This window comes from Micromonospora sp. CPM1, from assembly GCF_023896895.1.
Classification (GTDB): Bacteria; Actinomycetota; Actinomycetes; order Mycobacteriales; family Micromonosporaceae; genus Micromonospora; species Micromonospora tulbaghiae.
Genome location: NZ_JAMHIU010000001.1, coordinates 387,549 through 412,502 on the forward strand (window position 1 = coordinate 387,549; position 24,954 = coordinate 412,502).

Sequence of the window (24,954 nt, forward strand, 5' to 3'; positions counted from 1 at the left end):
GTCGATCATGGCAACCCGGATCCGGGACCTGTTCGGCGGCGGCAAGGACCGTCCCGAGGGCGTCGTCCAGCACACCGTCGGCAACGCCCTCGTGGTGCACGCCGAGGACGCCATCAGTCCCGAGGCCCAGTCGCTGGCGCTGTCCATGATCGAGGACGCGGAGAACGACGTGGTCGTGCTCGACCTCGGCGACGGCATGCCGATCAGCGCGTGGGAGGCCATGGCCGGGGTGCTGCCGCGCCGCCGCCGCGGCATCCGGCTCATCGCCTGCGGCCGGCACGGCAACTCCGCGGCCATGGCCGGTCAGTGGCTCTCCGAACGCCTCAACCGCACCGTCATCGCCCCGGACGGCGACCTGGTACGCGGCTCGGCCGGGACGCTGTTCGTCCACTCCGCACCGGGCAGCGGCTGGGTGCGGTTCCGGCCCGGCCGGCCGCCGGCCTGGGACGCCAAGCGCTACCCGACGCCGCGGTGGGACCGGGCCGCGATCGACACCCGGCCGTCCAGCGCCACCGCCGAGATCGAGCCGATCCCCGCCGGGGTCTGGATCCACAGCAACCGCGACCCGCAGGTGGTCGACCCGCAACGGCAGCGGCTCACCGCGTACGTGCCCTGCCAGGCCGAGACCATGACCGTGCTGCTGGGCTGCCCCGGCACGCCGCCGCTGTCGCTGGACGACGTGGTGCGCTTCTGGCGCGGACTCGACGAGGAGAACCGGCAGCGGGTGCGCTTCGTGCAGTTCGGCGAGGTCCGCATCCCCGAGGGCGAGGCGTTCGGCCAGGCGCTCGCCGACCTGCTGAACACCGAGGTCACCTGTTACACCGGCGTGCCGATCGGCAGCCCGCACCGGTACGAGATCCGTACCGTGCTGCCGGACGGCGCGTTCGGCTGGGCGCCGTACGCGCTCGAACTGTCGTACTCGCCCCGGGCGCACCCCAACTCGCGGGCCCGCCGCCCCACGGTGCTCAGCCACCGCCCGCCGCTGGCCGGCGCCGAGGAGGTCGCGCCCCGGGTCTACTGGTTCGCCCCCGGCGCGGTGGTCGAGGTGGTGCAGACCGGCCTCTGGGTACGCTCCACGGCCGAGCCGAAGAACGCCGAGCAGGTCCGGTCCGCGATGCTCGACGCGGGCAGCGGCACGCTCGTCTTCGACGACACCGTCCACTCCACCGCGCACCGGATGCGGGAACTGGCGGTCGACCTGGCCGCACGGGTCGACGGCATGGCGGGCGCGGGCCGCGCCCTGATGCCCGCGTCGGTGCTGGTGCCCGGCGCGAAACCGGCCAGCCGGGCCGAGGTGGTCATCGACCTCGAAGCCGAGATGCGTGCGGTGGGCACGACGGTGCCGGTGCCCGCGTACGTGGAGGTCGCCCCGCCCGCGCCGGTCGCCCCGGCCGCCGCGGACGGCGTGGTGGTCGCCGTTCCCGCGCCGGCCCTGTCCGCCGAGCGGGAGCAGGCGCTCGCGTCACGGCCGTCCTCGGCGCCGCCGCTGCCCGCACCTCCCGCGGTGCCGCTGCCGGTCGCGCCCGCACTGCCGCCGCCCCCGGTCGCGCCGCTCGGGTCCGAGCTGCCGGCTCCGCCCGCGGTGCCGTTCGTGTCCGCGCTCCCGGAACCTCCGGCGATGCCACCGGCATCCGAGCGGCCGGCTCCGCCCGTGGTGCCGCCTCCGGCAGCACCGCCGGGCGTGCCGGAGCTGCCGGCTCCGCCCGCGGTGCCGCTCCCGGCGGCGACGCCGGTCGTGTCGGAGCTGCCCGAGCCGCCCTCGGCGCCGCCCGTGGCCGACCTGCCCGAGCCGCCCACGGTGTCGCTCGTGTCCGAGCTGCCGGCCCCGCCCGCGGTGCCACTGCCGACAGCGCCGCCGGTCGCGCCCGTGGTGGTGGCCGCCCCCACACCGCCGGTCGTCCCCGGCGAGCCGGTCGCTCCCGCCGCGCGGGCCACCGCTGGCGGGCCGGTCGCCTCGGTCGAGCCGGTCACCCCCGTCGCGCCGGCGGGGCCGGCCGGACCGGTCGCCGTCGGGCCGGTGGCCGCCGCCGACCCGGGGCCCTCGGCGGCACCCGTCGAGGACGCCGGACACGACCCGTACCCCGCGCCGCCCACCATGCCGGCGGGCTTCGGCGAGCCGGCACCGCCGACCATGCCCGCCGGTTTCGGCCAGGCGCTCGCGACGCCGCCGGTGGCGGCCGGGCCGGTCGCGCCGGTCGTGGCCCCGCCGCCGACGTCCGTCGACCTGACTTCCGCCCCGCCCGCCGGTGCCGGCCCGGCGGACACCGCCGAACCGGCGAAGACCGCCGGGGCCGGCCCGGCGGAAGCCGCCGAGCCGGCGAAGACCGCCGAGCCGACCGGGCAGGCCGGGCAGGCGGAGGACGCCGAGCCGTCCGAGGTGGCCGCCGAGGCACGGGTGCAGCCGGTGCCCCCGGCCGGCGCGGGCGCGCTGCTGTCGGAGAAGAAGGGGCTCGCCGACGAGCGCGCCTGGCTGCGCCGCACGCTCAGCCGCGAGTTCGACGTGATGGCCAGTTCGGTGTCCCGGATCATGTCCGAGCACCCGGGCATGCAGGGCTCAGGTGTGTCCACCGAGGACGTGCTCGCCGACTCGGTCGCGCTGCGGCTCTACCTGACCGGCCGGGGACCGGGCGTCGACGCCGGGCTGCGCTCCGGCCGCAAGGGGCCGCACGTGCCGTTCGCGCGTTGCGTGGTCGCCGGGGTCTCCCGGATGCCGTCCTTCCGGGGCACCACCGTCTACCGGCTGTCGCCGACCGCCGGGGAGTGGGCGCTCTACCAGGACCGGCGGCTGGTCACCGACTGGAGCTTCGTCAACGCGCTGACCCAGCCGTGCGCGTCCGAGGACGGCGACACCGACGTGCTGATCTGGTCGATGACCGCCCGCCGGACCAGCCTGCTGGAGCCGGAGGGGGACGAGCACGTCGAGGACCGGGTGCTGTTCCTGCCCGGTACGAACTTCAAGGTGCTCGACCTGCGCCGGCCCTCGACGGGTGAGCGGGGCGCGGTCCTGCTGCGGGAGATCGGCGCCAACGAGATCGACGACACCGGCCGGGTCGACTCCAACCGGGTGTCGCTCGACGAGCTGGCGCTCACGTCGCTGCGGCGCAGCGTGGACCGCTGGGCCACGGCCGAGCCCCGGGTACGCATCGGAGCGGCGGCCCGCGGACGCCTGCGGGTGCTGCCCGGCCTGGACCGGAAGGGATGACGCGGTGAGTCGGCAGGTTCTTGTGGTGGGCGACCGGAAGCCGGGTTCCTATCCGACGATCGGCTCCGCGCTGGCCCGAGCCGAGCCCGGCGCCACGATCGACGTCCACGCAGGCCGGTACGTCGAGAAGCTCGTGGTCGGCGACCGGGTGACGATCAGCGCGGTCCAGCCCGGCACCGTCGAGGTGCACGTGGAGGAGGGCAGCGTCCTCGTCGTGCGCGGCGAGGGCGCCCAGCTGCGCGGCATCACGCTCAGCAGCGCCGACACGACGCTGGCGGCGGTCGACGTGTACGCGGGCGAGGTGGCGCTCGACGACTGCCGGGTCAGCGGCGCCTCCTGGGTGACGCTGCTGGCCCGCATGCAGGGCACCGTCGCGCTGCGCGGCTGCGACGTGACCAGTTCGGCGGGCGCGGGCGTGGTGGTGATGTCGGCCGGGTCGAGCACGATCGAGGACACCGACGTCCACGACGTCGCCACGAGCAGCGTCGTGGCGGGGGAGCAGAGCGCCCTGACGCTGCGCCGCTGCCGCCTGCGTACGGCCGGCGCGAACAGCGTGTGCGCCGGCGGCGACGCCCGGCTCACGATCGAGCAGTGCGAGATCACCGGGGCCGGCAAGCCCGCCCTGGTGGTCGAGCAGCGCGCCTGGGCCCGCATCCGCGGCCTGTCGGTCACCGGCAGCGGCAACGTCGACGTCTTCGTCCGCGGCGAGGCCGACGTGCAGATCAGCGACTCGACGTTCACCGGCGCCGCGGTGCAGTCGGCGCACATCGCCGAGGGCGCGTCGCCGTCGTTCCGGAACTGCACGTTCGGCGGCGCCGGGCACACCGCCGTCCAGGTGCTCGGCGGCGGCCGGCCGACGTTCACCGACTGCACCGTCCAGGACGCGCCGGTCGGCGTCGCCGTCAGCGGTGGCGCTCCCCGGTTCCTCGGGCTGACCGTGCGGGGCACGCGCGACAACGTCGCCGTGCTCACCGGTGAGTCGGCTGTCGTGCTCCAGCGGCTGCGCGCCGAGATCACCACGGGCGGCGGCGTGCTGGTCCAGGACGGCGCCTCGCTGGAGGGCACCGACCTGGTGGTGGACGCGGGCGAGGCGACAGCGCTCGCGCTGACCGGACCGGCGCGGGGCGTCGTGCACGAGGCCCGCCTCACCGGTACCGGCGCGGCGTGCGTCCAGGTGGGCGCCGGCGCCGACCTGACGTTGCGCGCTGCCCTGCTGCGGGGCTCGGGCGTGCTGGCCGAGGGCGCGCTCCAGCTCGGCGACAGCGAGATCGTCGGCGCGGTCGGCGACGGCCTGCGGGTCACCGGGTCGGCCACCGTCACGCAGACCCGGGTGCGCGACGCCCGGGCCGACGGGATCGTCTTCGAGGCGGGCTCCCGGGGGTCGGTGAGCGACGGGGAGGTGCTCGGCAGCGGCGCGGCCGGCATCGGCGTGGACACCGTGGAGCCGGTCGCGCTCACCCGGTGCGTGGTGCGCGACAGCGGAGGCGAGGACGTCCGGCGGGGGCCCGGCGCCACGGTGACCACCGAGGCGCTGACGGTGGGCCGCCCGCAGACCACCCCGGCGCCCGCGGGCCCGCCGGCCGCCGCGCCGGTCCCGGTAACCGGCGACGAGGGTACGGCGGCGGAGAGCGGCGCGGACGAGCTGAGCGAGCCGCTCCGCGAGCTGAACGGGCTGATCGGTCTGCGCGGGGTGAAGCAGGAGGTCACCGCGCTGATCAACCTGATCAAGATGTCGCAGGTCCGGCTCCAGATGGGCCTGCCGATGCCGCCGATGAGCCGGCACCTGGTCTTCGCCGGCCCGCCCGGCACCGGCAAGACCACTGTGGCCCGCCTCTACGGCTCGGTGCTCAAGGAACTGGGCATCCTGTCCAAGGGCCACATGGTCGAGGCGGCGCGGGCCGACCTGGTGGGCCAGTACATCGGCTCCACGGCGATCAAGACCACCGAGCTGGTCACCAAGGCGCTCGGCGGCGTGCTCTTCATCGACGAGGCGTACACCTTGTCCAGCGGCTCGGGCGGCTCCGGGCCGGACTTCGGCCAGGAGGCCATCGACGCGCTGATGAAGATGATGGAGGACCACCGCGACGAGCTGGTGGTGATCGTCGCGGGCTACTCCGAGCTGATGGAGCAGTTCCTCGCCTCCAACCCCGGTATGGCGTCCCGGTTCACCCGCACCGTCGAGTTCCCGAACTACTCCGTCGAGGAACTGGTCACCATCACCTCGAACCTGGTCAGCAAGCACTACTACGAGCTGACCGACGACGCGGTGGACGCGCTCACCGCGTACTTCACCCGGGTGCCGAAGAACGCCACGTTCGGCAACGGCCGGGTGGCCCGCAAGCTGTTCGAGGCCCTGATCAACAACCAGGCGTCGCGGCTGGCCACCACGCCGCCCACGAAGGACAGCGAACTCAACCGGCTCACCGCCGCCGACGTCGAGCCCGAGCTGGCGCTGCTGGAGGACCTGCCGGTCGAGCAGGGCGAGCAGCCCGACGCGGCGACCGACCCGACCGGCGCGATCAACGCGGCCCGCAGCTGGAAGCGGATCTGCGGCCTGGTCGGGGGCCAGCGGGTCAAGGAGGCGGCCGGGCAGACGCTGTTGCAGCTCTGCGAGGGACGCAACCGCCGGCGCGGCCCCGGCCGCACCGGCAACGTGCTGCTCGCCGGCCGGGCCGGGAGCGGCCGCAGCGAGTACGCCCGGCTGTACGCGGCCTGCCTGTCGGAGCTGGGCCTGGTGCCGGTCGGTCAGCTGGTGCGGGTGAGCACGAGCCGGGAGCTGGCGCCGCAGTGGCCCGGCCAGGCCGGGAACCTGGTGGACGCGGTCCTCGACGACGCGGCCGGCGGCGTGCTCCAGCTCGACTACGTCGACGACTCCTCCGGCGTCGCGCCGGAGATCGCCGAGGCGCTGGTCGGCCGGATGCGTTCCCGGCTGGGTGATCCGGTGGTGGTGCTGACCGGCGAGGAGGCGGCCCTGGCGAGCCTGCGGGCCGCGGTGCCGGCGGTGAACGAGGTGTTCGGCCAGCAGTGGTCGGTGCCCGAGTTCAGCACCGACGAGCTGGCCGCTGTCGTACTGCGGCATCTGGTGCGGCGCGGCCACGAGGTGCCCGACGACGTCCGGGCCGCGCTGACGCAGATGGCCGGCCGGCTCCCCGAGCGCACCGTCCACGCCGCCCACCAGTTCTCGCTGGCGCTGACCCGGCGCACCGGGTCCCGAACCCTCGCGCTCGCCGACCTGGCCGCGCCCGGCCCGGCGGTCGGCGAGCGGCTCGGCGGCCTGGCCGCCGTCGGCTGACCACCCGTCCGCAACGCACAGAAAGGCCCGGCATGCAGCCCGAGTCCACGCCGATCCCACCCTCGTTCCAGGAGTTCATGGAGAACGCGCAGCGCCTGGAGGACCAGATGCGCAACGCGCAGTCGGAGCTGGAGCGGGCGATCGTCACCGGCCGCTCGCAGGACGCCACCGTGGTGGTCATGGCCAGCGGCCTGGGCAAGGTCCAGGCCGTCCGGGTCGACCCTCGGGTGTACGACCAGCGTGACGCAGTGTCGCTGCAGACGGCGGTCATGGAGGCGATCCAGGCCGCCGCGGCGAACGCCGGGAAGCTCGCGACGGAGAAGATGGGCCCTGTCGAAATCAATCTTCACTGACTGAAAAAAGTCTGACCAGCCCTTTCGGGCAGATCTTCACGGCTCGGCGCCATCGGGAAAGAGAGTGTGGAGATTTCCTGAAGGACTCTCCATGAGACTGTCAGCCCCTACTGACAGTGATGGAGATGGCTGTGGAGCAAGTTGCCGTCTTTGTGCACGCGGCCGACCCGCTGACCCACACCGGCCTGACCGCCCACCTCCGGACGCGCTCCGACATCACGCTGCTGGACGGCGCGGACCGGACACGGGCACAGGTGCTCGTGGTCGCGGCGGAGCGGCTCACCACCGACGTGATCGCCATGCTGCGTCTCGCGGCGACCGAGATCGGCGCCCCGGTCGTCCTGGTCACCACGGAGGTCAGCGAGCAGGAGCTGCTGACCGCCGTGGAGTGCCGCGTCGTGGCGGTCCTGCCGCGCGCGGCGGTGACCGCCGAACGCCTCGTGCACAGCGTCCGGGCGGCCGCCTCCGGCGGCGGCGTGCTGCCCCCGAACCTGGTGGGCGAGCTGCTCAAGCACATCGAACGGCTCCAGCGCGACGTGCTCAACCCAAACGGGCTCAACGCCTCCGGCCTGACCGCGCGTGAGATCGACGTACTGCGGCTGATGGCCGAGGGCTTCGACACCAACGAGATCGCCGACGAGCTGCGCTACTCCGAACGCACGGTGAAGAACGTCATCTACGGCCTCAACCACCGGCTGAAGCTGCGCAACCGCTCGCACGCGGTGGCCTACGCCCTGCGCTCCGGCATGATCTGAGGTGATCACGCGCCACACCGTCGGCAACGCCCTGGTGCTGCACGCCAGCGAGCGGATCAGCACGGAGGCCCGTACGGTCGCGCTGTCGGTGGACCGGGATCCCGACAACGACATCGTGATCCTGGACCTGCAACACGAACTGCCGTTCGACATCTGGGACACGGTCGCGACCGAGCTGCGCCGGCAGCGCCTGCGCCGGGGCATCCGGCTGGTGGTCTGCGGCGCTCGCCCGGAGACCGGGGCGCTCGCCGGCCAGTGGCTCTCCGACCGGCTGGGCCGGCCGGTGATCGCCCCGTTCGGTCGGATGATCCCGGGCGCGGCGGGCCTGCTGTTCGTGCACGCCACCGATCTGGGCGGGTGGGTCTGCTACCGGCGCGGCCACACGCCGGTCTGGCAGTCCAAGCGCTATCCCGTACCGGCCTGGGACGGCGCCGCCGTCGACCACCTGACGATCAGCTCGACCTGCGCCGCCGAGCCGCTACCCGGCGGCGTCTGGCTCCGGGAGAGCCGCGACGAGGCGGCCGTCGCCGTACACGGAAGTCACCTCACCTCGACGATGCCGTGCCTGCCGGACGCGATGCCGGTCCTCGTGGGCTGCCCCGGGACGGCGCCGCTGCGTCTCGACGACATCGCCCGGTTCTGGCGGGGCCTGGCGCCCGAGGGCCGCGAGCACGCCCGCTTCGTCCAGTACGGCCCGGTCGCGCTGCCCGACGGCGAGCCGTTCGGGCAGGCGCTGGCCGACCTGCTGCGCTGCCCGGTGCGCGTCTTCACCGGCGTGCCCAGCGGCCGGCCGGACGGCCCGGCCATGTTCACCGTCGACGCCGACGGGCGGCCCGGCTGGCAGGTCTTCGCCGAGGAGCTGGCCTACCGTCCCCGGGAGACGCTCGGGGCGAAGGCGGTGACGCCGCGGATCCTGCGTCACCGCGCGCCGCCGGAACTCGGCGAGCGTGTGGGCCCGCGCGTATACCAGTACGCCCACGACGCGGTGGTCGAGGTGATCCCGTCCGGCCTCTGGCTGCGCGCCCCGGAGCCGCCCCGCCACGCCGACCGGATCCGCGCGGTCCCGATGGACCCGAACCGCGTCCGTCTGGTCGTGGACGATCCGGCACCGGCCGCGGCCGAACGCCACCGGGAGCTGGCCGGTGACCTGGCGGCGCGGCTGGACCCGGCGACCCGCAGGCGCGCGGCGGTGCAGCCGTCCTCGGTCGTCGCGCCGGGACGCCCGGGGCTCTCGGCGCGCGGGATCGAGGCCGGGACGTACCGGCACACGACGGCTCACGCCGCCGGCCCGCTTCCCGCGCCGTCGGTGCCGGCGCCCGTCCCGGAGGCGGTGCCGGTCACCGTGGCCGGCCCACCCGCGCCGGCGACCGACGAGGTGAGGGCCGGCGGCGTGGCCGTTCCCGCCGTACCGCCGGATCCGGCCCCGCCGGACGGCGCCGGGCTTCAGGGTGCCGGGCTGGAGGTGGTCGGGCTTCCGTGGGCGGGGACGGACGTGGCCGGGCTTCAGGGCGCCGGCCCGGCCGTGGCCGGGCTCGACGGCGCGGGGCTGGACGCGACCGGGCCCGATACGACGGTGCCCGACGCGGCCGGGCCGGTGCTCGGCGGCGGCGCGGGCTGGGCGACCAGCCCGACGATGACGCTGCCGGTGCACCGCCCCGCACCGGCGCCCGTCCGCTTCCAGCGCACCCCCGGCGACGACGCGCGGGGCGTACGCCCGGGGCCCGACCTGGACGAGGAACGCACCTGGTTCCGGCGCGCCTTCCGCCGGGAGATCGCCGCCGTCTCCGCCGACGTGGCGGACGTGCTCGCCGCGCACCCGGCGCTCGCCGGCGGAGCCGACGCGACGGAGTGCGCCACCGCGGTCCGCCTCTACCTCTCCGCCGCGGGAGACGGCCTCGACCAGGCGCTGCGCTCCGCCGAGCCGGGCGGTCACGTGCCGTTCGCCAGGTGCGTGTCCGCGGGCGTACGCCGGCTGCCCGTGCACCGCGGCATCGCGTACGCCGGCGCCGAGCTGACCACCGCGGACCTGCGGCGGATCGCGCAGCGGCGGGTGCTCACCGACTGGGGGTTCACCAACGCGCTCGCCGAGCCGCCCGCCGACCTGCCGGGCGCGGTCGAGGTGCTGATCTGGTCGGCGACCGCGCGGCGCACGGCGGCGTTCGAGACCGGCGACGGCGTCCCGGCCCGGGTCCTGTTCCTGCCCGGCACGGCGTTCACGGTGCTCCAGGTGCAGGAGCCGGAGGCCGGCGCCCCCGCCCGGCTGCTGTTGCGGGAACTGGCGGTGGAGGAGCCGCCGGTCGACGGGCGGGTACGCTTCGACGCCCTCGCCCTGGCCGCCCTGCGTCAGCACCTCGCGCGCCGGACCGGCCCGGGTACGCCGGTCCCGGCGGCCGCCGCACGCCGGTTCCTGGGCGTGCCCGGGCTGCGCTAGATGTACTGCGGGCATCTGCCCGCTTCCGCTCCGGACCAAGGGCCGTGCTTCTGGGCAAGTCGCCGGAGACGAGCACCTGCCGGAGTTCGGACGGACTCACCGCCGATTGGGCACGCGGATGGCCAGACAGGACGCCAAGCGGTGATGTCACGCCTGAGGTCGCCGGCACCCTCCCCGTTCCGGCGGCCCGTGCCGTCCTCAGCTGATCGTCGCCAGCAGGTCCCGGCAGCCCTGCTCACAGGCGCGGCACGCCTCCGCGCAGATCCGGCAGTGCTCGTGCTTGTCGGCGTGTGCCGCGCACTCGTCGCCGCACGATCGGCAGGCAGTCGCGCACGCCTCCAGCAGCGTGCGGCTGATGGTGGCGTCGTAGCCGGTGTGCCGGGACAGCACCCGGGCGGTTGTGGCGCAGATGTCGGCGCAGTCCAGGTTCGTCCGGATGCACTTCGTCAGCTCGGCGACCATGTCCTCGCTGAGGCAGGCGTCCGCGCAGGCGGTGCAGGCCTGGGCGCAGTCGTTGAGGGCATCGACCGCCGCGGCCAGCTTCGCCCGATCCAGGTTGATCGACTTAGGGTACGTCTCCAGCATGGGCCCTGTGGTGCTCGGCATCGGACAGTCCTCTCTCGTCGGTTCTCCCCGCCCTACCCGAAGTCTCCTGTCACACACCCTCTCCGAGCGCGATCAACAGCAGTTGTTCGTACCGCTCGGCGAGCCGTGGGGCGGGTCTGCGCGGCGACGCTCACCCCGTACCCGCTGGGAGTGCCGTCCGTGCTGCCCGGCGAGGTGGCGGGCCGACGGCGAGACACCTAACGGTCGAGTCGTTCGCGCAGGTCGTCGACCTGCTGCTGGAGCCGGTCCACCGCGCCCTCGTTGTTGAGAAACGTCGTGAGGCCCGCGCCGAGCGCGAGCCCGAGCAGCAGGGCGATCACACTGAGCACCAGCCCGCCGATCGCCACGCCGCGACCGGTCACCCCTGGTCGCGCGGCCATCTTGAGCCCGACGACGCCCAGGACGATGCCGATGATGGCGAGCACCACGCCGATCCAGGCGAGGATGGCGGTGAGCACGCTGAACAGCGCGGCCACGCCGAACACGAGCGCGAACGCGGCGGCCGCGCTGGTCTTGGCCGCCCCGCCGGTTCGGGTCCGGCCGGCACGGGTCGGAACGCCAGCCCCGCGGGCCGGCTCGCTGGACGCGGTCATGGGCACTCCCTCCGGTACGCCGTGAGGCGTACGCTGCGTGCCGCCGCTTCCCCGGTCACCGTCGACTCATGCCTGCCCTTTTCGCGGTCCGCCCGGCGATCCCGTCCCGGCGGCGAGGCGCTACCGGTCCGGGCCGTCCAGGAGAGCGGCGAGCGTCGCCCGCTGCGCCTGCGGGAGCCGAGGGCTCGCCAGGGCGCGGCGCAGCAGTTCGCGCGCCGGCTCCGGGGCCTGCCGGGACAGCTCGGCGCCGTGCGCGACCAGCCAGCCCACCAGCCACTCGTCCACCTCGGGCGGCCCGGCGAGCAGATGGTCGGCGACCCGGATGAGAGGGCCGCCGTTGTCCGCGAGCGCCTGCGCCGCGTGCCGGTGCAGCGTCGGTCGCAGCGCGGCGGGGATGCTCCCGGCGAGCGCCCGCCGCAGCACCGGTTGCCGGAACGCCAGCTCGCTGCCCGCGTCCACGAGGACGTCGGCGGTGACCGCCTCCTCCAGGTCGGCCATCAGGTCGAACGGCGTGCGCCCGGTGACCGCCGCGACCTCGGCGACGGCGAACGCGTCGCCGAGCAGGGCGGCGTAGCGCAGCGCCTCCCGCGCGCCGGGGGAGAGGTGGTCGAGGCTGGCCCGCACGGTGTCCAGAAGCGACCGTGGCATCTCGTCGGCCCGCGCGGCGACCTCGGCGAGCCCGTCGACCACCCGTACCCCGTCCTCGGCCACGAGGCCGGTGACCAGCTCCCGGGCGTACAGCGGGTTGCCGGCGGCCAGCGGCGCCAGCGACCGCAGCGTGGCGCCGGGCGGCACGCCGACCGTCCGGCCGAAGATCTGCTCGATGTCGGACGGGGGCAGGGGAGTGAGCCGGATCAGGTGCCCGTCGCGGGTGCCCACCCCGCGCCGTAACCGGGCCAGGTCGCGGCGGCCGGGCTCGGGCCGGGCGGTCGCGACGAGCAGCAGCGGCAGCCACCGGGTCAGCGCGGCCAGCCGCTCCCAGGCCAGCAGACTCGCCTCGTCGGCCCACTGGAGGTGGTCGACGGCCAGCACCAGCGGGCCCTCGGCGGTCAGCCGGCGGACGTGGTCGAGCACCCGGTCGACGGCCGTCGCCGGGTCGTCGTGCGGCACTTCCTCCAGGCGCAGCGCCCGGCGCATCACGTGCAGCGGGAACCGGCTGCTGAGTTCCTCGGCGCTGCCGCGCGCGACCCGGTGGCCCAGCGCCCGCGCCTCGTGCAGCGCCGCGTCGAGCAGCGCCGACTTGCCGATGCCCGGCTCGCCCTCGATCCACACGATCGCGCTGCGGCCCTCGCCCAGCGCGTCCAGCAGGCCGCGCAGCAACGCCAGCTCGCCGTCGCGTCCGACCAGGCGACCCCACCGCGGTACGGCCGGCGCGGCCACCGCTGCCGGCGTCACCGGTGCGGCCGGTCCAGCCGGTCCAGCCGGTGCGGCCGGCGCGGCTGGCGCGGCCGGTGCGGCCGCTGCGGCGAGGATCCGGCTCTGCAACTCGCGCAGGGCCGGGCCGGGCCCGACGCCGAGTTCGTCCACCAGCACCCGGCGCGCCGCGTGGAAGACGTCGAGCGCCTCGGTGCCCCGGCCGGCCCGGTGCAGCGCGCACATCAGCAGCTCGTGGAACGGCTCGTGCAGCGGGTGGTCGCGGACCAGGGCGGTCAGGTCGGCGATCAGCGCGTCGTCGCCGCCGCCGGTCAGGACCAGCCGGGCCCGCCGCTCCGCCGCGGCGATCCGCAGCTCGGTCAGGCGGTGCCGGTCGAGGTCGGCGAAGAGTCCGGTGACGTTCGCGTACGCCTCGCCCTGCCAGAGCGCGAGCGCCTCGTCGAGCAGGGCGACGGCCTGCCCGGGCCGCCCGGCGGCAGCCGGCTCCACCGCCGCCTCGCACAGCGCCTCGAACCGGTCGGCGTCCAGCGCGCCCGGTTCGAGGCGCAACGTGTACCCGGCCCGGCCGGAACGCAGCATCCCTCCCGCCGGGCCCAGGCTGCGCCGCAGCCCGGAGACGTAGGTGTAGATGTTGCCCGCCGCGGTGCTCGGCGCGGACTCGCCCCACAGCGCCCGGATCAGCTCGGCGCGGGTGACCGGGCGGTTGGCGTTCGCGGCCAGCATCGCGAACAGGGCCCGCCGCCGGGCCGGTCCGAGGCCGATCTCGACCGGGCCGTTCCAGGCGCGTACCGGCCCCAGAACGGTGACGCGCAGTCTCCTCACCGGTGCCCGACGACCGCCGGTCCGACGCTCGGGGAGGGCCCGTCCACGCCGGCGATCCGGCTCATCTCGGCGCGCGTCGCGGCGTCGCCGGTGTGCGCCGACACCCAGCTCGCCTCGGCCCCGGCGGGCAGCCCGCAGCGGTGCAGCACCCGGGCCAGTTCCGCGGTGAGCAGCTCGCGGGACGACGGGGAGAGGCCGGGCGAGGCGACGGCGTGCCGCAGCACCGCGATCGCGGGCGCGGGCGCGACGGCGCTCAACTGCGCGGCGTGCGCGGTCAGCCAGTCCTGCACCCAGGCGTCGACCGGCACCGGCCCGGCCAGCAACTGGCCCGCGACCCGGCCGAGGTCGCCGCCGGCCTCGGCGAGCCGCTGCGCGAACTGCCGGTGCATCAGCACCCGCAGCGCGGTCGGGATCGCGCCGCGCAGGACCCGGCGGATGACCGGATGCCGGAACCGCAGGCGGCGCCCGTCCTCCACGAGGACGCCGGCGGCCAGCGCCTCCTCCACGGCCGGTACGAGTTGCGGCGCCGACCTGCCGGTGACCGCGGCCAGGTCGGCGACCAGGTAGTTGTTGCCGAGGAACGCGATCGCCCGCAGCAGTTGGCGGGTGTCGTCGGCGAGCGGTTGCAGGTGCCGGGAGACCGCGTCGGTCAGTTCGGGGCCGGGCGTGTCGGCGGTCCGGCCGTCGTGGTCGGCGAGGACGAGATGCCGCAGGTAGTACGGGTTCCCGGCGGCCGCCGCGACGAACGAGCGCGTGGTGCCGGCACCCGGCCCGGGCGGGCGGGACCAGTCGCGCACCAGCGCGGTCGCGGTGTCGTCGTCCAGCGGGCCGAGTTCGACGAGCGTGGTGCCGTCGCGGGGCAGCACCCGGCGCAGGAGCCGCACCTCGTATCCGGCCGGGACCGGGCGGGCGGCGGACACGAGCAGCAGCGGCAGCCGCGTGGTGAGCTTGTGCAGCGCGTGCCAGACCAGCAGCGACATGTCGTCGGCCCACTGGAGGTCGTCCAGGACCAGCAGCAGCGGCCGTTCGGCGCACCGTTCGACCACGAACCGCTGGACCGTGTCGATCACGGTCATGGTCGGTGGCGCCCCACCGGAGCAGGCGTGCAGCGAGGCGGGCAGGCCGTCCGCGTCGTTGCCCAGGGAGAGGCACTCCAGCACGATGCTCAACGGCATCCGGTACGCCAGCTCGTCGCCGACGGCCCAGCCGACCTGGACGCCGAGCGGTGCCGCGCCGCTGAGCCCCTCGGCCAGCAGCGCCGACTTCCCGATGCCCGCCTCGCCGCTGATCCAGACGCTGCCACCGCGCCCGCCCGCCAGGCCGGTCACCGCCGACCTCAGCCGGGCCAGCGCTGCGGAACGGCCTCGGAAACCGGGGTGCCGCTGCGGCACCGGGCCGGGGCCGCGCGGCGGGGCCGGGCTGCCGGCCGACAGCTGGTCGTGGATCTGCCGGACGGCGGCGGCGGGTTCGGTGCCCGACTCCTCGACCAGCCGGTCCCGCAGCGTGGCGTAGAGCGCGAGCGCCTCGGCGGTACGGCCCTGCGCGGCCAGCGCCCGCATCGCCACCGCGTACAGGCTCTCCCGGGCCGGGTGGCGGTCGACGAGCGCGAGCAGGCGGTCGACGACCTCGGCGCCGCGTCCGAGGCCCAGCATCAGCTCGGCCTGCCGTTCCACAGTGGTCAGGTACAGCTCGCCCAGCCGGATCCGGTGGCCGGCGGCCCGTGGTCCCGGTACGCCGACGAGCGCCTCGTCGCCCCGCCACTGCGCGAGCGCGGCGTCCAGGGCGGCCAGTTCGCCGGCGGTGTCCCCGGTGGCGCGGGGCGCGCGGCTGCGTTCGCGGAGCCGCTCGAAGCGGTGCACGTCGACGGCGTCGGCGTCGAGGTGCAGCCGGTAGCTGCCGCCCTCGGAGGTGAGCACCCGGCCGGAGGACCACCTGTCACGGTCCGGTTCGAGCATCCGGCGCAGGGCGGAGACGTACGTGTAGAGGTTGCCGGTCGCGCTGGCCGGCGGGTGGTCACCCCAGACGGCGGTGATCAGCTCGTCCCGGGACAGGCCCCGCTCCGGGGTGAGCGCCAGCGCGCTGAAGACGGCCCGGCGCTGTGCCGAGCGTAGTGGCAGCTCCCGCCCGGCGTACGTGATCCGGAGATTGCCCAGCAAGCGGATGTCGAAGCCACTGCACTGTGCCGTCATGCCGTCCTCGTGGTGACCGGATACCTGCCTCGGTGACAACCGTTCGGCGGAACCCTAGCCCAACCATCAACCATGTCAACTTCGTGTGGATGACGGAAAGGCTTACGGCGCAGGACTTTCCGGTGCGTGCGGCGTTCGCCTCGGCCGCTGCCGGACGCGCTAGCAGGCAGTCTTCCCGGGCCCTGCCGGGACCGTCCACGACGGACCGGCGGGCGGCCGGGGGTCGCGGCGAGACGATACTCACCTCGTCGAGGGCCGGCGTCCGGCGCCGGCCCCCGGAGGTCGTTCAGCTTCCGGCGCAGGTGGCGGTGGCGCCGCCGCCGGTTCCGGTGCCCTGGAACCCGAAGGTGGTGGTCTGCCCGGCGGCCAGCCGTCCGTTGTAGCTCTGGTTGGCCACGGTGACGGTGCCGCTGGTGCCGCTGGGCACGCCGTTCCACAGCGAGCTGATCGCGGCGCCGCCCGGCAGCGTGAGCGTCACGCGCCAGCCGGTCAGCGCGGCGCTCCCGGCGGTGACCGTCACGTTGGCGACGAAGCCACCGTTCCACTGGTCCTGGACGGCGTAGACGGCGGTGCAGGAGGCCCCGCCCGGCGGCGGCGTGGTCGGCGGCGGGGTCGTGGGCGGCGGCGTGGTCGGCGGGGGCGTTGTGGGCGGCGGCGTGGTGGGCGGGGGAGTGGTGGGCGGCGGGGCGTCCAGCGTCAGGTTCTTCTGCTGGACGTTCCACTGGCTGCGGCACAGGCCGCAGTCCGGGCCGACGAAGTTGGCGCCGGCGCTGATGTCGCCCTTCAGGCGCCACTTGAGGTAGAGCACCGCGACGCGGCCGAACTCGCCGCCGTTGGGCTGGTCGTACGTGCCGCCGTGTCCGACGTTCAGGTTGCCCATGAAGGCGGGCAGCCCGGCCGGCAGCTTGCCCCAGTCGTCCATCGCGTTCGGGTACGCGATGTCGCTGGGCCCGCCGACGAAGTACGCGATCGGTTTGGTCAGTCTCCGCAGCTGGTAGTCGTCGGCGTCGTTCAGCAGGCCGCTGCTGAAGATGCCGGTGGTGGTGACGCGCGGGTCGTTCGAGACCGCGTACGCCTCCAGGCCGCCGCAGGAGAACCCGGCCACGGCGATCTTCGTGGTGTCGATCCGGTTGTAGTACTTGCTGCCCGACCGGGAGTTCTCCGCCACCGCCCAGTCGATGGACTGGGTGAGCATCTGGGAGTTCGTGGAGCCGGAGCCGTTCGGTGCGCCGTTGGCGATGGCGAGGAAGCCGTGGGAGGCGATCTCGCGGAGGAAGTTGCCCTGCGACAGGCCGTTCGCCGAGCAGGCGCCGTTGCCCCAGACCAGGACGGGAAGGCGCTCGGACGGGAGCGTCTGGGGCCGGAAGATGGTGTGGTTGGGCAGGCTCGACGAGGTCTCGTAGTCGGCGGGGTAGGGCCCCGAGCCGCCGATCGCGGCGCCCGCGGGTGTCGCGCCGAGCGCCACGACCACGGAGGCGAGCGGGACGATGGCGGCCGCCAGCCCGGCGTAGATCTTCGATCTTCTTCTCATGCGCCCTCCAGGGGACGTCGTGGCGGCGCTCCCTGGATGGTGGTGGCGGTGTGTCGGCCACGTCGGTGTGGCACCGCCGCGATGCGTCCCAGCGGAGGGACCGGCGGGAGCTTTGCAGTCACTATCACCGCCGTAACGAAATGTGTCAATAAACGTCGGTCGATGCTTGCTGCCGATTTGATTGACAACTCAACCTTCCTGCGGGATCGTCGGCATCGATGCGCATCACTCCTGGCGGGGCGGGAGACCGCCGCCCCGCCCTGGCCGCCCACCGTCCCTGGAGGACAGAATGCGCACGTCCGCCCTGCGAATCGCCGCCGGTCTCGCCGCCGCGGCCCTGACCGTCCCGCTGTTCGCCGTGCCGGCCGCCGCCGAGCCGGCGACGATCCCGAACCCCGACACGGGGCTGGTCTTCTACTCCAGCAATCCGCTCGCCGTGGTCGCCCGGCAGGCCGCGCCGGACGACCTCTGCCGCCCGTTCCCGGCCGACGCCGACTGGCTGCTCGGCTGGAGCGGCGGCTTCCAGAACGTCATCGGCTACCAGTCCGCCGACTGCAGCGGGCACGGGTACGGGCTCGGCCTCTTCCGGGGCTGGACGACGCGCGGCACGTTCGGCTCGTACCGGACGCTCTGACGGGCCCCGCGACGCCGGTCCGCGGTACGCCGTGCGAGGCGTACCGCGGACCCCTCGCGCCACATACCTTGCATAACAAGGTATCTTGCGACGCATGGACGGCGCACGTGAGCGGATCACCACGAACATCCGCAAGGGCGTGCTGGAGTACTGCGTGCTCGCGTTGCTCTCGCGACGCGACATGTACGGCCTGGAACTGGCCGAGTGGCTCGCCGTCCGTGGCCTGACCGCGAGCGAGGGCAGCCTGTACCCGCTGCTCGCCCGCATGCGGCAGGCGGGCACCGTGGAGACCCGGTGGGTGGCGCCCGAGCAGGGGCACGCCCGGCGGTACTACACGATCACCGATCAGGGGCGGGCGCACCTGCGGATGTTCGCGGCGGTGTGGCGGGAGATCCAGCCGCACGTGGACGAGCTGATGGTGGAGGAGACATGAGCGACGACGGCCTCCCGGAGGCGGCGGAGACCTACCTGCGGGCACTCGACGCGGAGTTGTCGGAGATCCCGCCGGACGCCGCGCACGAGATCGTCGCGGACGTCCGCGCGCACATCGCCGACGCGCTGGACGGCGGACGCGACATCGCCGAGATCCTCGCCGGTCTCGGCGGTGCGGACGCCGTGGCGAGCCAGGCGCGGGAGGAACTGGGCCTGCCGGTCCGGGACGGCGCGGAGCGGGCCGCCCGGACGCTGTCAGTGGTCGCGCTGGCGGCCGGCGTGCTGATCGCCGTGTGCGTGAGCTTCCTGCTGCCGTCCGCGGTGCCGGTGGACCCGCTCGGGGCCGACTCCGGCGAGCAGGGCGTCGTACGGCGGTTCGGCCCCGGGATCGCGATGCTCACCCTGCTGCCGGCGCTCCTCGTGGCCGCGCCGCTCGTGCTGCCCGGCCGGGTCCGCGGCGCAGCACGGTTCGCCGCCGCGACGGTCCTCACCGTGTCCGCCTGCGCGGCCGGCGAGATCGGCCTGTACTACGTCCCGCTCGCGCTGGTGGCCTGGGCGGCGGCGACCGTGCCGTGGGCCGTGCGGCGGGGAGCCGGTGGACGGTGGTGGCGCTACCTGACCGGCGGCTTCGTGGCGCTGCCCGGCGTGCTCGTGGCGGTCGCGTCGGCCGGCGGCTCGGTCGGTGTCGGCTGGGTGGGCGCGGCGCTGTGGATCGCCGGACCGCTCGCGGCCGGCGCGCTGTGCGCGTACGGCATCCGGGCGGGATACGCGGTGACCGCCCTGGCCGGCGCGCTCGTCATGATCCTCTCGATGGCCGAGCGCGGCTTCCTGTTCGCCGCGTTCTGGCTGTTCGGCGGGCTGTACCTGGCGATCGGCGCCGGCGGGTACGCCGCGTCGCGGACCGCCGACGGCGAACCGGCCGGGACACCCGGGCCACCGGCACGGACGCGCCCCGCACCGGCCCCCGGAGGCTGACCGAGGGTCGTGACGCCGGCGTCTCCGGCCGGCCGGCTACGGGGCGGCGGCCGCCGAGTCGGCGACGCCGCCCGGTGAATCGGCACCGGCGGCCTGCGGGTCGGCGGCGTCGTGCGCGGCCATCTCGTCCTGCCGGGCGGGCTCCTCGCGCAGGATCGCGGCGTGCAGCCACGCGTCCGGGATGGCGAAGCCGTCGACGAGCGTGCGCATGTACGGGCGCAGCTCCTTGAGCAGCCCGTTCACCACGCCGGTGATCGCCTTCGACCGGGCCGGGGTGAGCCGGCCGTGCTCCAGCAGCCAGCCCTTGTTCGCCTCGATGACGCTCAGCGCGTACAGGTCGCAGACCCGCGACAGCAGTTCCTTGACCGCCGGGTCGGCGGTGGCGTCGATGCCTGCGACGAACGCCTCCAGCGTGACGCGGTCGACGTGCGCGGCGGCGACGGCGAGGACGTGGTCCTGGACGTCGTTGAAGATGTCGAACGGGCGGTCCTTCTTGCTGGACGCGCCACCGCGCAGGCGGCGGACCGCGCTGTCGAGCAGGTGCTCCTCCCGGTCCTCGAACACCTTGAGCTGCCAGCCCCGGTCGGTGACGGCGACCTCGTCGTCCCGGCCGGGCACGGCGCCGACCAGCCGCGCGATGAGTGCCCGGGCGGCGGTGCGCTCCAGCACCATCTCGCGTACCTGCTCGGCGACGAACGACGCGCGCCCCCAGCCGTCCAGCGAGCCGAACTCGTCCCGGTAGCCGGTCAGCAGCCCCTTGGCGACGAGCTGGAGCAGGACCGTGTTGTCGCCCTCGAACGTGGTGAACACGTCGGTGTCGGCCTTGAGGCTCGGCAGCCGGTTCTCGGACAGGTAGCCGGCCCCGCCGCACGCCTCCCGGCACGCCTGGATGGTGCGTGTGGCGTGCCAGGTCTGCGCCGCCTTGAGCCCGGCGGCACGCGACTCCAGCTCCCGCTGCCGGTGCTCGTCGACCGGCCCGTCGCCGCCCTGGATCTCGTCGAGCGCGGCGACCAGCTCGGTCTGGGCGAAGTGCAGCGCGTACGTGGTGGCCAGCGCGGGCAGCAGCTTGCGCTGGTGGGCCAGGTAGTCGTTGAGCAGCACCTCGCGGTCGCCCTCGGCGTCACTGAACTGGCGGCGGATGTCGCCGTACCGCACCGCGATGGCCAGGGCCGCCTTGGTGGCCGCCGACGCGGCGCCACCCACGCTGACCCGGCCACGCACCAGCGTGCCGAGCATGGTGAAGAAGCGGCGGGAGTCGTTCTCGATCGGGCTGGAGTACGTCCCGTCCTCGGCCACCTGCGCGTACCGGTCCAGGAGCATGTCCCGCGGCACCCGTACGTGGTCGAAGCTGAGCCGCCCGTTGTCCACGCCGAGCAGGCCGGCCTTGGGGCCGGCGTCGCCGATCGTCACGCCGGGCATCGGGTTGCCGTGCTCGTCGCGGATCGGCACCAGCCACGCGTGCACCCCGTGGCGGCGCCCGCCGGTGATCAGCTGGGCGAAGACCACAGCCATCCGCCCGTCCCGGGCCGCGTTGCCGATGTAGTCCTTGCGCGCCGCCTCGTGCGGCGTGTGCAGGTCGAAGGTCTGCGTCTGCGGGTCGTACACGCAGGTGGTGCGCAGTTGCTGCACGTCCGAGCCGTGGCCGGTCTCGGTCATCGCGAAGCAGCCGAAGATCCGTCCCTCGACGATGTCCCGGAGATAGGCGTCGTGGTGCCGCTTCGTGCCGAGGGCGGCGACCGCGCCGCCGAACAGGCCCCACTGCACGCCGGCCTTCACCATGAGTGACAGGTCGACCTGCGCGAGCATCTCGGTGGCGACGATCGAGGCGCCGATGTCGGACCGGCCGCCGTACTCGGGCGGGAAGCCCGCGGCGATGCCCAGCTCGACCGGCAGTTCGCCGAGCAGCCGGGTGATCCGCTCACGCGCCTGGTCGCCGGTCTCGCCGTAGACCGGCAGGAAGCGCTCGTCGAGGTGTTTGCGGTGAGCCTGACGGACCTCGGCCCACGGTCCGTCGAGCGTCTCCTGAAGGCGGGCGATGTCGATGCGGCCGGACGCGTGATCGAGCATGGTCGCTCCTCGGGGCAGCGGACATATGGGTGCACTCTCGGCCTGATCAACATTACCGGCGGTCACCGTGCCCCGCTGGCGGAGACCGTGGTGAGCCGTGCCACCCGACTCGGCCACCGAGGCTGAGGTTAGGCTGTCCTCACTTCGATCACTGGAGGCATCCCCTCGTGTCCCCGCTCCCCGCCGGCAGCGCCGTCACGGCCCGGTACGTGCTGCGTCAGGCATTGCGCCGCCAGCGACGGCCGGTGCTGATCGGCGTGACGCTGCTCGGCCTGCACCAGGTCGCCGAGGCGCTCGTGCCGGTGGCGATCGGCCTGATCATCGACCGCGCCGTGGTCACCGGCGACCCGTGGGCGCTGGCGTACTCGGTCGCCGGCCTCGCGGCCCTGTTCGCCGTGCTCGCGTTCGCCTACCGCAACGGCGCCCGCCAGGCGTACGCCGCGGTGGAGCGGGAGGCGCACCTGCTGCGGGTGGAGATCGCCGAGCGCGCGCTCGACCCGCGCGGGCACCGCTCCGGCCTGCGCGACGGCGAACTGCTCTCCGTCGCCGCCTCCGACGCCGAACTCTCCGCGCTCGTGGTGCGGGTGGCCGGGTTCGGCGTCGCCGCGGTGACCGCGCTCACCGTCGCGGCCACCGCGCTGCTGGTCATCGACGTCCCCCTCGGACTCGGCGTGCTCGTCGGCGTACCGGTCCTGGTCCTGGTGCTGCAACGGATGGCGCCGCTGCTGTCCCGGCGCAGCACCTCCCAGCAGGAGGCCCTCGCGGAGACCACGGCGCTCGCCGTGGACCTCGTCTCCGGCCTGCGCGTGCTGCGCGGCATCGGCGCCCAGCACCACGCCGCCGGCCGGTACGCCGCCGCCAGCCGCAACGCCCTCGCGGTCACGCTGCGCGCCGCCAACACCAAGGGACTGCACCTCGGGCTCACCACCGCCGCCAACGGCCTGTTCCTCGCGGCGGTCGCCGGGGTGGCCGGCTGGCTCGCCCTGCGCGGCCGGCTCACCATCGGCGAGCTGGTCACGGTGGTCGGGCTCGCGCAGTTCGTCGCCGAGCCGGTGCAGACCATGGGCTGGTGCGTGCAGCTGTTCGCGATGGCCCGCGCCTCGGCCGCCCGGGTGGCGCGCGTGCTCGGCGCCGAGCCGCTGACCCGGCCCGGCGACGCACCGGCCCCGGCACACCCGGACGGGCCGCGGCTGACCCTCGACGACGTCGGGCACGCCGGACTGGACGGGGTGAACCTGCGCGTCGGCCCCGGCGAGGTGGTCGGTGTGCTCGCGTACGACCCGGCCGACGCCGAGGCGCTGGTGGCGCTGCTGTCCGGGCGGGTGCCGCCGGACGCGCGCCGGGGCGCCGTGCGTGTCGACGGCGTACCCGCCGACGAGCTGCACGTCGACGCGCTGCGCCGCACCGTGCTGGTCGAGCCGCACGACGTGACGCTGTTCGAGGGCACTGTCGCGGCCAACCTCGCCGCCGGCGCCCCCGCCGACCAGGCGCGGCTGCACGCCGCCGTCCGGGCCGCCGCCGCCGAGGACGTGGTGGACGCGCACCCCGCCGGCCTCGACCACCGCCTCGTCGAGCGGGGCGCGAACCTCTCCGGTGGACAGCGCCAGCGGCTCGGGCTGGCGCGGGCTCTGCACGCCGACCCGCCCGTGCTGGTGCTGCACGATCCCACCACCGCCGTCGACGCGGCCACCGAGGCGCAGCTCGCCGACGGACTCGCCGAAGCGCGCCGGGTGGCGCCCCGGGGCACGCTCCTGATCACCAGCAGCCCGGCCCTGCTGCGGATCACCGACCGGGTGGTGGTGATCGCCGACGGCCGGGTGGCCGCCGAGGGACCGCACGAACGCCTGCTGGCCTCCGACGCCCGCTACCGCGAGGAGACACTGCGGTGACCGCTGACCCGCGTACCCCCACCCGGACGTTGCTGCCGGTCGCGTCCGCCCGGCAGACCTGGACCATGCTCGGCGCCCAGTTCCGCGACCGGCCCGGCCTCAGCACCGCCGCCGCGACGGTGCTCGTCGCCGCCGCCACGGGCGGCCTGGTCGCGCCCTGGGTGCTCGGCCGCCTGGTCGACGACGTCATCGCCGACGCCCCGGTCTCCCGGATCGCCGGCCGGGTGGCGGTGATCGCCGCCGCCGCCGTGCTCACCGGCCTGCTCACCGCGCTCGGCGCCGCTCTCGCGTCCCGGCTCGGCGAGACGGTGCTGGCCCGGCTGCGCGAGCGCGTCCTCGACCGGGCGCTGCACCTGCCGTCGGCGACGCTGGAGCGGGCCGGCACCGGCGACCTGCTGGCCCGCGTCGGCGACGACGTGGCGGTGGTGACGAACGTGATCGCGGTGAGCGGCCCGGCGTTCGTCGGCGCGCTGCTGTCCGTCGTGCTCACCGTGTTCGGGCTGGTCGCGCTGGACTGGCGGCTCGGCCTCGCCGGGCTGGTGGCCGCGCCCGCGTACGCGCTGGCGCTGCGCTGGTACCTGCGGCGCTCGATGCCGTACTACGCCCGCGAGCGGGTCGCCACCGGTGAGCGGACGCAGGCGATGGCCGGTGCGCTGCGCGGCGCGGCGACGGTGCGCGCGTACCGGACCGAGGACGCGCACGTGGCAGCGATCGCCGAGCGGTCCGGCCTGGCCCGCGACCTGTCGCTGGAGATCTTCAACCTGCACACCCGCTTCGGGCTGCGGATCAACCGGTCGGAGTTCCTCGGCCTCGCCGCGGTGCTCGTGGCCGGGTTCTTCCTGGTCCGCGACGACCTGGTCACCGTCGGCGCGGCGACCACCGCCGCGCTCTACTTCCACCGGCTGTTCAACCCGATCGGCCTGCTGCTGATGGAGTCCGACTCGGTGCTGCAGGCCGGCGCGAGCCTCGCCCGCCTGGTCGGCGTGGCGAGCCTGCCCGACACCGCACCGCCCGCCGCGGCCGGCCCGGCCTCCACCCCCGCCCCGGCCACCGCGCCGGCCGGCCCGCGCGGCCCGGCGGCGCTGGACGTCACGGTGCGCCGCCACCACTACGACGACGGACCGCTCGTGCTCGCCGACGTCGAGCTGCGCCTGGCGCCGGGGGAGCGGGTCGCGCTCGTCGGCGCCAGCGGCGCCGGCAAGAGCACGCTCGCCGGCATCGCCGCCGGAATCATCGCGCCCACGGACGGATCGGTACGCCTCGACGGCGTGCCGCTGACCGGGGCGGGCGAGGCGGTCTCCCGGCGGGACGTGGCACTGGTCAGCCAGGAGGTGCACGTCTTCGCCGGGCCGCTCGCCGCGGACCTGCGCCTGGCCGCCCCGGACGCGACCGACGCCGAGCTGCTCGACGCGCTGGAGCGGGTCGGCGCCACCGCCTGGCTGCGTGCCCTGCCGGACGGGCTGGCGACGCCGGTGGGGGAGGGCGGTCACCGGCTCACCGCCGCGCAGGCCCAGCAGGTCGCCCTGGCCCGGCTGGTGCTCACCGCGCCCGCCGTCGCCGTGCTGGACGAGGCGACCGCCGAGGCCGGCAGCGCCGGGGCGCGTGACCTGGACCGGGCGGCCCTCGCGGCCACGCGGGGGCGTACCACGCTGATCGTGGCGCACCGGCTCAGCCAGGCGGTCACCGCGGACCGGATCGTCGTGCTCGACCACGGCCGGATCGTGGAGCAGGGCACGCACGACGAGCTGCTGGCCGCCGACGGCCGGTACGGCCATCTGTGGCGGTCCTGGCGCGTCCCGGTATGATCAC

Annotated in this window: 16 protein-coding genes; 10 read left to right on the forward strand and 6 right to left on the reverse strand. The window is 75.1% G+C overall.

Going from position 1 to position 24,954, the window contains the following annotated elements; translation table 11 throughout:
• Positions 1 to 7: 7 nt before the first annotated feature.
• The 5 genes from M8C11_RS01360 to M8C11_RS01380 all read left to right on the forward strand — a co-directional run bounded on the left by M8C11_RS01360 (position 8) and on the right by M8C11_RS01380 (position 10,033).
• The gene (locus tag M8C11_RS01360; RefSeq protein ID WP_252447904.1) at positions 8 to 3,202 is read left to right on the forward strand and encodes a hypothetical protein; all 3,195 of its coding nucleotides are present in this window, start codon (positions 8 to 10) and stop codon (positions 3,200 to 3,202) included.
• A 4-nt stretch (positions 3,203 to 3,206) separates the two neighbouring features.
• The gene (locus tag M8C11_RS01365) at positions 3,207 to 6,494 is read left to right on the forward strand and encodes a right-handed parallel beta-helix repeat-containing protein (RefSeq protein WP_252447905.1); all 3,288 of its coding nucleotides are present in this window, start codon (positions 3,207 to 3,209) and stop codon (positions 6,492 to 6,494) included.
• 32 nt (positions 6,495 to 6,526) lie between these two features.
• Complete coding sequence (locus tag M8C11_RS01370) at positions 6,527 to 6,847, forward strand: YbaB/EbfC family nucleoid-associated protein (RefSeq protein ID WP_252447906.1); 321 nt, start codon at positions 6,527 to 6,529, stop codon at positions 6,845 to 6,847.
• Between the two features lie 119 nt (positions 6,848 to 6,966).
• Complete coding sequence (locus M8C11_RS01375; RefSeq protein ID WP_252447907.1) at positions 6,967 to 7,602, forward strand: response regulator transcription factor; 636 nt, start codon at positions 6,967 to 6,969, stop codon at positions 7,600 to 7,602.
• A 1-nt stretch (position 7,603) separates the two neighbouring features.
• Positions 7,604 to 10,033 (forward strand): hypothetical protein, encoded by a 2,430-nt coding sequence (locus tag M8C11_RS01380; RefSeq protein ID WP_252447908.1) that lies wholly within the window; start codon positions 7,604 to 7,606, stop codon positions 10,031 to 10,033.
• 198 nt (positions 10,034 to 10,231) lie between these two features.
• Here the strand turns inward: M8C11_RS01380 and M8C11_RS01385 are convergent, their stop codons facing one another.
• The 5 genes from M8C11_RS01385 to M8C11_RS01405 form a co-directional block, all read right to left on the reverse strand.
• Positions 10,232 to 10,639, reverse strand: a complete 408-nt coding sequence (locus M8C11_RS01385; RefSeq protein WP_252447909.1) for a four-helix bundle copper-binding protein — start codon at positions 10,637 to 10,639, stop codon at positions 10,232 to 10,234.
• A gap of 197 nt (positions 10,640 to 10,836) precedes the next feature.
• A complete protein-coding gene (locus M8C11_RS01390; protein WP_121683189.1) occupies positions 10,837 to 11,232 on the reverse strand; it encodes a DUF4190 domain-containing protein in 396 nt (131 codons plus the stop codon).
• A 120-nt stretch (positions 11,233 to 11,352) separates the two neighbouring features.
• Positions 11,353 to 13,428, reverse strand: a complete 2,076-nt coding sequence (locus M8C11_RS01395; protein ID WP_252447910.1) for a BTAD domain-containing putative transcriptional regulator — start codon at positions 13,426 to 13,428, stop codon at positions 11,353 to 11,355.
• Positions 13,425 to 15,617, reverse strand: coding sequence for a BTAD domain-containing putative transcriptional regulator (locus M8C11_RS01400; RefSeq protein WP_252447911.1), 2,193 nt, complete (start codon positions 15,615 to 15,617; stop codon positions 13,425 to 13,427). Before M8C11_RS01400 ends, M8C11_RS01395 begins: the two co-directional genes overlap by 4 nt.
• A gap of 286 nt (positions 15,618 to 15,903) precedes the next feature.
• Positions 15,904 to 17,148, reverse strand: a complete 1,245-nt coding sequence (locus tag M8C11_RS01405; protein WP_252447912.1) for a cellulose binding domain-containing protein — start codon at positions 17,146 to 17,148, stop codon at positions 15,904 to 15,906.
• 289 nt (positions 17,149 to 17,437) lie between these two features.
• Here M8C11_RS01405 and M8C11_RS01410 point away from each other — a divergent pair, with 289 nt between their 5' ends.
• The 3 genes from M8C11_RS01410 (at position 17,438) to M8C11_RS01420 (ending at position 19,189) form a co-directional block, all read left to right on the forward strand.
• On the forward strand, positions 17,438 to 17,782 hold the full coding sequence (locus tag M8C11_RS01410; protein ID WP_252447913.1) for a hypothetical protein: 345 nt from the start codon (positions 17,438 to 17,440) through the stop codon (positions 17,780 to 17,782).
• 94 nt (positions 17,783 to 17,876) lie between these two features.
• Complete coding sequence (locus tag M8C11_RS01415) at positions 17,877 to 18,215, forward strand: PadR family transcriptional regulator (protein WP_091416661.1); 339 nt, start codon at positions 17,877 to 17,879, stop codon at positions 18,213 to 18,215.
• Positions 18,212 to 19,189, forward strand: a complete 978-nt coding sequence (locus M8C11_RS01420; RefSeq protein WP_252447914.1) for a DUF1700 domain-containing protein — start codon at positions 18,212 to 18,214, stop codon at positions 19,187 to 19,189. Before M8C11_RS01415 ends, M8C11_RS01420 begins: the two co-directional genes overlap by 4 nt.
• 36 nt (positions 19,190 to 19,225) lie before the next feature.
• Here M8C11_RS01420 and M8C11_RS01425 read toward each other — a convergent pair whose 3' ends face one another.
• Positions 19,226 to 21,256: an acyl-CoA dehydrogenase gene (locus M8C11_RS01425; RefSeq protein WP_252447915.1), complete on the reverse strand. Its 2,031-nt coding sequence runs from the start codon at positions 21,254 to 21,256 to the stop codon at positions 19,226 to 19,228.
• A 167-nt stretch (positions 21,257 to 21,423) separates the two neighbouring features.
• On the opposite strand from M8C11_RS01425, the gene M8C11_RS01430 reads away from it, so the two are divergent.
• Positions 21,424 to 23,145 carry an ABC transporter ATP-binding protein gene (locus M8C11_RS01430; RefSeq protein ID WP_252447916.1) on the forward strand — a complete coding sequence of 574 codons (1,722 nt, stop codon included), beginning with the start codon at positions 21,424 to 21,426 and terminating at the stop codon, positions 23,143 to 23,145.
• A complete protein-coding gene (locus tag M8C11_RS01435) occupies positions 23,142 to 24,950 on the forward strand; it encodes an ABC transporter ATP-binding protein (RefSeq protein WP_252447917.1) in 1,809 nt (602 codons plus the stop codon). The genes M8C11_RS01430 and M8C11_RS01435 overlap by 4 nt, the downstream gene beginning before the upstream one ends.
• Positions 24,951 to 24,954: the final 4 nt, after the last annotated feature.

Coding starts and splice junctions, on each gene's coding strand:
- M8C11_RS01370 (WP_252447906.1), top strand. CDS start 6,527: ATGCAGCCCGAGTCCACGCCGATCCCACCCTCGTTCCAGGAGTTCATG.
- M8C11_RS01410 (WP_252447913.1), top strand. CDS start 17,438: ATGCGCACGTCCGCCCTGCGAATCGCCGCCGGTCTCGCCGCCGCGGCC.
- M8C11_RS01425 (WP_252447915.1), bottom strand. CDS start 21,256: ATGCTCGATCACGCGTCCGGCCGCATCGACATCGCCCGCCTTCAGGAG.
- M8C11_RS01420 (WP_252447914.1), top strand. CDS start 18,212: ATGAGCGACGACGGCCTCCCGGAGGCGGCGGAGACCTACCTGCGGGCA.
- M8C11_RS01405 (WP_252447912.1), bottom strand. CDS start 17,148: ATGAGAAGAAGATCGAAGATCTACGCCGGGCTGGCGGCCGCCATCGTC.
- M8C11_RS01390 (WP_121683189.1), bottom strand. CDS start 11,232: ATGACCGCGTCCAGCGAGCCGGCCCGCGGGGCTGGCGTTCCGACCCGT.
- M8C11_RS01360 (WP_252447904.1), top strand. CDS start 8: ATGGCAACCCGGATCCGGGACCTGTTCGGCGGCGGCAAGGACCGTCCC.
- M8C11_RS01400 (WP_252447911.1), bottom strand. CDS start 15,617: ATGACGGCACAGTGCAGTGGCTTCGACATCCGCTTGCTGGGCAATCTC.
- M8C11_RS01385 (WP_252447909.1), bottom strand. CDS start 10,639: ATGCCGAGCACCACAGGGCCCATGCTGGAGACGTACCCTAAGTCGATC.
- M8C11_RS01415 (WP_091416661.1), top strand. CDS start 17,877: ATGGACGGCGCACGTGAGCGGATCACCACGAACATCCGCAAGGGCGTG.
- M8C11_RS01375 (WP_252447907.1), top strand. CDS start 6,967: ATGGAGATGGCTGTGGAGCAAGTTGCCGTCTTTGTGCACGCGGCCGAC.